The sequence below is a fragment of the Ornithinimicrobium sp. genome (assembly GCF_051004135.1).
Classification (GTDB): Bacteria; Actinomycetota; Actinomycetes; order Actinomycetales; family Dermatophilaceae; genus Ornithinicoccus.
In genome coordinates this window covers 1-5,356 of record NZ_JBPCKQ010000028.1, presented here as the reverse complement: position 1 = coordinate 5,356, position 5,356 = coordinate 1, and the positions used below count along the sequence as shown (strand labels likewise).

Annotated in this window: 4 protein-coding genes, 2 pseudogenes and 1 other annotated feature; of the genes and pseudogenes, 4 read left to right on the top strand and 2 right to left on the bottom strand. The window is 69.5% G+C overall.

Annotated elements, in window-relative coordinates:
- Window positions 1-125: 125 nt before the first annotated feature.
- Window positions 126-738: pseudogene (locus tag ACR2FV_RS01560) on the bottom strand (transposase); the annotation flags it as partial.
- A gap of 62 nt (window positions 739-800) precedes the next feature.
- Window positions 801-1,751, bottom strand: a pseudogene (locus ACR2FV_RS01555) (IS3 family transposase); the annotation flags it as partial.
- Window positions 1,339-1,470, bottom strand: a sequence feature (AL1L pseudoknot). (Overlaps the previous pseudogene by 132 nt.)
- Before the next feature lie 264 nt (window positions 1,752-2,015).
- Between ACR2FV_RS01555 and ACR2FV_RS01550 the strand changes: the two are divergent.
- From ACR2FV_RS01550 to ACR2FV_RS01535, 4 genes are read left to right on the top strand one after another with little or no spacing between them, the layout of a single operon-like run.
- A complete protein-coding gene (locus ACR2FV_RS01550) occupies window positions 2,016-3,098 on the top strand; it encodes an IS110 family transposase (protein WP_434013966.1) in 1,083 nt (360 codons plus the stop codon).
- A gap of 49 nt (window positions 3,099-3,147) precedes the next feature.
- Entirely contained in the window at window positions 3,148-3,837 is a 690-nt protein-coding gene (locus ACR2FV_RS01545) for a hypothetical protein (RefSeq protein WP_434013965.1), read from the top strand.
- Window positions 3,834-4,604 carry a DUF2306 domain-containing protein gene (locus ACR2FV_RS01540; RefSeq protein WP_434013964.1) on the top strand — a complete coding sequence of 257 codons (771 nt, stop codon included), beginning with the start codon at window positions 3,834-3,836 and terminating at the stop codon, window positions 4,602-4,604. Before ACR2FV_RS01545 ends, ACR2FV_RS01540 begins: the two co-directional genes overlap by 4 nt.
- Window positions 4,601-4,858, top strand: coding sequence for a hypothetical protein (locus ACR2FV_RS01535; protein ID WP_434013963.1), 258 nt, complete (start codon window positions 4,601-4,603; stop codon window positions 4,856-4,858). The genes ACR2FV_RS01540 and ACR2FV_RS01535 overlap by 4 nt, the downstream gene beginning before the upstream one ends.
- Window positions 4,859-5,356: the final 498 nt, after the last annotated feature.

The following is a 5,356-nucleotide window of genomic DNA, read 5'->3' as shown; positions in this document are numbered from 1 at the left end:
TCAGCCTGCTGCGCCTGAACGGCTGGACCAACATCGCCGCCGCCCTACGACATCACGCCCGATACCCCGACCGGCCCATCACATGCCTACTGAACTGCTAAGACACCGACTTTGCCGAGGCCCTGGGACCACGACGCGCCCCACCGCCCGGTCCGCGCGGGGCCCGTGCCGGCGGGCCTTCCACGGCACCTCCGGGCCCGGGATCGGCCGGCCGTCGGCGTCGGTGACCGCACCGGCCAACCGCTCCTGAACGTACTCGCGCAACCGGGTGTTCACCGCTAGCTTCGCAGCCTTGGGACGCCGAGCGGCGAGCTCGGCCTTCCACTGCGCCACGCTGGCCCGGTACACCCGTTCACCAGCCCGGGTCGCGGTGTTGCGGCGCAGCTCACGAGAGATCGTGCCCGGGTCACGGCCGACCCGTCGGGCGATCTCCCGCACCCCGCAGCGCTGAGCTTTGAGCAGGGCGATCTCTTCGCGTTCGGGCAACGACAGGTACCGGCCCGTGGGCTCGGCCAGACTGATCGGGGGCATGCCGCCACCGTGCCGGAACCACCGGGCGCCTACCGGGCCCGACACACCCACCCCCGCCGCCGCGTCTTCGCTGGAGACACCGTCGGCGATCAGACGCCAGAACCCGCGCTCCACCTCCCGGGGCGGCGGTGGCCTGCCCGGGGACCGCATCCCAGGCCGGACCGCCCGATCCGCGTCCTGCTGCCGCCGACCACCCTCCTGGACCATGACTGCTGACGACATGCGCCACCTCCACGCTCAAGGTGTTGCGACGACCACTTGATTTCGCCCTGAGAGCCGGCGTCGGAGTGATGCACCAGACCCGTTGCGGTGAAACGGGAGTCGGTGCGTCGTCGGGTGAACAGGGCCTGCTCCAGGGTCGACATCACCAGCGGTGTCGTCTTGGACGTGGTGACCCGCCACCCCAGGATCCGACGCGAGTACACATCGGTCAACAATGCGACGTAGCAGAACCCGGCCAGCGTCCACACGTACGTGAAGTCCGCGACCCACCACTGATCCGGGCGGGTCGGAGTGCCCCACTTGCGGTCGACCAGGTCGGGGTGGCGGCGCGTCCTGCTGGCCCCGTTTGGTCGTGGTGGTGGTGTGCTTACCCCGCACGGCGCCTTCGATGCCGGCGATCCGCATCAGCCGACCGACCTGGTCACGGCCGACGTCGTGCCCGGCGCGGCGCATCTCGTGCCACAGCTTGCGCACCCCGTAGACCCGCCGGTTCTTGCGGAACAGGGTGACGAGCTGATTGACGAGGTAGGCGTCGGCCAGGTCCGCCGGCGACACCCGTCGGGCGAGGGCGGCGTAGTAGGTGCTCGGGGCGATCTGCATCCCGTGCTCGGACAGCACGCGGCAGATCGGCTCGACCTCGAAGCGGGCCCGGTGGCCGTCGATGTAGGCGACGATCACTTGAGTCGGCGGTCGAGCTCCGCCTGTGCGAAAAACGCTGACGCGGTCTTGAGGATCTCGTTGGCTCGCCGCAGCTCGGCGTTCTCCTTGCGCAGCGAGCGGATCTCCGCCGACTCCTCGCTCGTCACGCCCGGCCGAGCACCGGTGTCGATCTCCTCGCGCTCGATCCAGTTCCGCAGCGTGGCCTGGTTGATGTCCAGCATCGTCCCGACGTGACGGCGGGCCGCGAGCTTGGACCCCCCATGATCACGAAGCCGGTCCTGGAACATCCGCACCGCACGGGCGCTGTTCTCGTCGTCGTACTTCCTGGTTGCAGGCATCTGAGCAGTCTCCTGGCTGGATCAGAGCCTCCACCAATCAGTGAAGATGGCGACGCGTTCCTGGCCGGTCTGACTTGCCACTGAACTGATCCCGTCGAGGGTGTCCTGCCTAGGACTCGTCGGCCGGACAGGGCCGCGCCTCTCACCGACCTTGCGGCCGGTCCGGGCGGACGTGACTTCATAGGAACTTGCGCCAACAAGTGCCCCGTCACTGTTGTGTCCGCCCAGCCCGGACCGGTCGTCCCTCACCACAGGAGGAACGATATGACGAGCGTCATCCATGCATCGGTCGCTGGCGAGCGGTACGTCGTAGGTGGGGTCGACGCCCACGCCGACAGCCACACCGTCGCAGTCCTCGACACCCTGGGCCGGAGGATCGATTCGGCGGCCTTCCCGACGACCACGACCGGCTACCGGGACCTGCACCGGTGGCTGACCCAGCACGGTCAGGTCACCGCCGTCGGAGTGGAGTCCACGGGCAGCTACGCCGCGGCGCTGACCCGTCACCTACACGCTGCCGGCCTGCGCGTCGTGGAGGTCAACCAGCCCCACGCTTATGCCCGCGCGCGGCGCGGGAAGTCCGACGCGGTAGACGCCGAGATGGCCGCCCGCAAGGTCCTATCTGGAGAGTCGAGCGCTGTCCCGAAGGACACCACCGGTCTGGTGGAGTCCGTCCGCGTCCTCAAGGTCGCTCGCACCGGCGCCGTCAAAGCGCGTAGCACCGCCCTGGTCACGCTCGGGGCCCTGCTGGTCACCGCCCCCGCTGAGCTGCGCGAACAGCTGGACGCGAAGTCGCTGAACGGACGCGCGGTCCAAGCCGCTCGACTGCGCCCCGACCTCGCCCGCCTCGCAGATCCCCACCAAGCCGCCAAGCTCGCCCTGCGCAGCCTCGCCCGACAGATAGCCGACCTCGACGAGCGCATCGCTGAACTTGACCAGGCGCTGACCCCGCTGGTCACCATCGCCGCACCGCGGACCCTCGCGCTGCTCGGTGTCGGTGTCCAGCATGGCGCCCAGCTGCTGCTCACCATCGGTCAGAACCTCGGGCGAGTCCACGACGAGGCAGCGTTCGCCCACCTGTGCGGGGTCAGCCCTCTCCTCGCTTCCTCGGGCAAGACTGACCGCCACCGGCTCAACCATGGCGGTGACCGCCAAGCCAACAGCGCCCTGCACATGATCACCGTCGTGCGGCTGCGCTACTGCGAGCAGACCCGCGCCTACATGACCCGGCGCACCGCCGAGGGCAAGACCAGACGCGAGACCATGCGCTGCCTCAAGCGGTACATCGCCCGACAGGTCTACGCCACCCTCACCGCCGACCTGAGAGAGCTCGCTCAGACCACTTGACGATCTATAGGAACGTCCCAGGACGGTTCATACCGTCGAGGAGCGCAACATGACCATTACACCCACCACCCTCACCCGAGCAGCCGGCGTTGCCGTCGCCGTCGCCGGACTGATCTTCATCGGCGTCCAGATCAACCACCCGCACTCGGACGTCGCCTCCGTCATCACGACGGAGTGGGCAGTGCGCAACTCACTGAAGGTGCTGATGGCCGCCCTGGCCCTGGCCGGCATCACCGGCATGTACCTGCGCCAGGTGAAGGAGATCGGTCTGCTGGGCCTGATCGGGTACCTCCTCTTCGGGACCGGCTACCTCACCATCATCGGCGTTACCTTCATCAGCGCGTATGTCCTCCCCTCCATCGCTGAGACCGACCCCGGCTACGTCAACGACGTCCTCGCCGCGGCAACAGGTGGCAGCGCCACGGGCGACATCGGCCTGTTGCAAAGCGCACTCAATGTCTCCGGGATCACCTACCTGGCCGGCGGCCTCATCTTCGGCATCGCGCTGTTCCGGGCACGCGTCCTCGCCCGCTGGGCGGCCGCGCTTCTCGCCGTCGCCAGCGTCCTCACCATCACGCTCTCCGTCCTGCCGGACGCCTTCTACCGGTTCCTCGCCTTCCCCAACGGCATCGCCATGATCGGCCTCGGCTACCCGCTCTGGCTCACCGCGCGCACCGAAACCACGACGCTGCCGACCGCTGTCGGCACTCCGCGCCTCACCGCGGCAGGTGCCGAATGACCCCGCCCACCGGAGCGATCGACAAGCCGCGGCCCCAGACCCACCTCGTGGCTGGACCCGTCCCGGGCACCCGACCAGCACGGCAGCGCCGGCCGGGGACCGGGGCTGGGGCCGGGTCGACCTGGCGGATCCCCGCAGCACTGGTGGTTCTCAGCATCGTCCCGGTCGTCGCCGGGTCACTCCGGCTCCTCGAGGTCGCCGGCGGAGCGCAGCTGTTGCCCACCAATCCGCGCATCGACGCCTCCCCCGCACCCGTGGTTGTGCACATCGTCGCCGCCGCGCTCTACGCCCTCCTCGGCGCGTTCCAGTTCTCCACCAGGCTGCGTCGGCGCCGGCCCCGCTGGCACCGCACCACCGGCCGCCTCCTGGTCGGGGCCGGGCTGGTCGTCGCCTTATCCGCACTGTGGCTGACGCTGTTCTACCCCGGCGCACCGGGGGGCGCCCTGCTGTGGGCCATCCGCCTCCTGGTCGCCTCCGCGATGGCCGCCAGCATCGTGCTCGGGTTCACCGCGATTCGGCGCCGCGACATCGCCTCGCACCGCGCCTGGATGATCCGCGCCTACGCCCTCGCGGTCGGCGCCGGAACCCAAGCGTTCACCCAGGGCGTCGGCGAGGCCATCTTCGGGACCAGCGAGCTCAGTACCGCCCTGTCCATCAGCTCCGGCTGGGTCATCAACGCCGCCGTCGCCGAATGGGTCATCCGCCGACCCTCCGCCCGCCCGGCGCGCAGGGCTCGCGCCCGCCCAGCGTTGGCTGGGTCGCGATGAGCCCTCGTCCCGGACTCCACGAGCCCGCCCACTACGAGCTACGGGTCGGGGGGCACCTCGACGAGCACTGGGCGTCCTGGTTCGGCGGTCTGACCCTCATCCACGATGACGACGGCACGACGACCCTGCATGGGGTCGTCACCGACCAGGCCGAGCTGCACGGCCTGCTCGCCAGGGTTCGCGACCTCGGCGCCACCCTGATCTCGGTCAAGGCCACCGACGTCCCCGACGAAGCAGACGGCCTGCCCGCGTAGCGCGAGCTCCGACGTCATGCCCGCCCTCCCCAGTACCCGGCACGCCCTACCCGACGAGGAGATCCCGATGCCAGGTGAGCCCGAGTTCCCTGCCGAGGACTGCACGATGTGCGCATGAGGACCACGCTCGACGCGATCATCTGGCCGGTCCGCACCGACCGACTGACGCTCCGAGCCGCGACCCCGGACGACCTGGCAGTTCCGCCGGCTCGAGAACGTCAGCCCCCTGCTCGTCCGGGTAGGCGCTGTCCGACACCTCAATCGAAGGAGCCCTGATCATGACATTATCGCCAGCCGACCGCGTACCAGCCAACGACCGACCTGTTCGCCGACGGGTAGCCGTCGCGGTGATCATCGGCTGCCTCCTCATCGAGCATGTCCCGAGTCGTGTGGAACTTGGGTGACGATCCGGGGTGAACACTACGCGGCGGCTCCGACAGTTTCGGTGGCCGTGGCCGTGGTTGTCTCGGGGTGGGCGTGCCGGTGCAGTGCTGCGAC